Here is a 561-nt window from a genome sequence, read left to right on the forward strand (position 1 = left end):
CTGCCCTTCCTGATGCCGATCGAGGACGTGTTCTCGATCTCGGGCCGCGGCACGGTGGTGACGGGCCGCGTCGAGCGCGGCATCATCAAGGTGGGCGAGGAGGTCGAGATCGTCGGCCTGCGCGCCACGCAGAAGACGACGGTGACCGGCGTCGAGATGTTCCGCAAGCTGCTCGACAGCGGCGAGGCGGGCGACAACATCGGCGCGCTGCTGCGCGGCACCAAGCGCGAGGACGTCGAGCGCGGCCAGGTGCTGGCCAAGCCTGGCTCGATCACGCCGCATACCGGCTTCAAGGCCGAGGCCTATATCCTGACCAAGGAGGAGGGCGGCCGCCACACGCCGTTCTTCACCAACTACCGGCCGCAGTTCTACTTCCGGACCACGGACGTGACCGGCATCGTCAAGCTGCCCGAGGGCACCGAGATGGTGATGCCGGGCGACAACGTGACGATGGACGTCGAGCTGATCGCGCCGATCGCCATGGACCAGGGCCTGCGCTTCGCCATCCGCGAGGGCGGCCGCACCGTCGGTGCCGGCGTCGTCGCCAGCATCGTGAAGTAA

Annotated in this window: 1 protein-coding gene; it reads left to right on the top strand. The window is 68.3% G+C overall.

The window, feature by feature from the left end; all coding sequences use genetic code 11:
- A partial coding sequence (locus Q7A36_RS40705; protein ID WP_305109470.1) for an EF-Tu C-terminal domain-related protein occupies window positions 1-561 on the top strand: 561 nt, incomplete at its 5' end.

Source organism: Paracraurococcus lichenis, from assembly GCF_030657435.1.
Lineage (GTDB): Bacteria > Pseudomonadota > Alphaproteobacteria > Acetobacterales > Acetobacteraceae > Paracraurococcus > Paracraurococcus lichenis.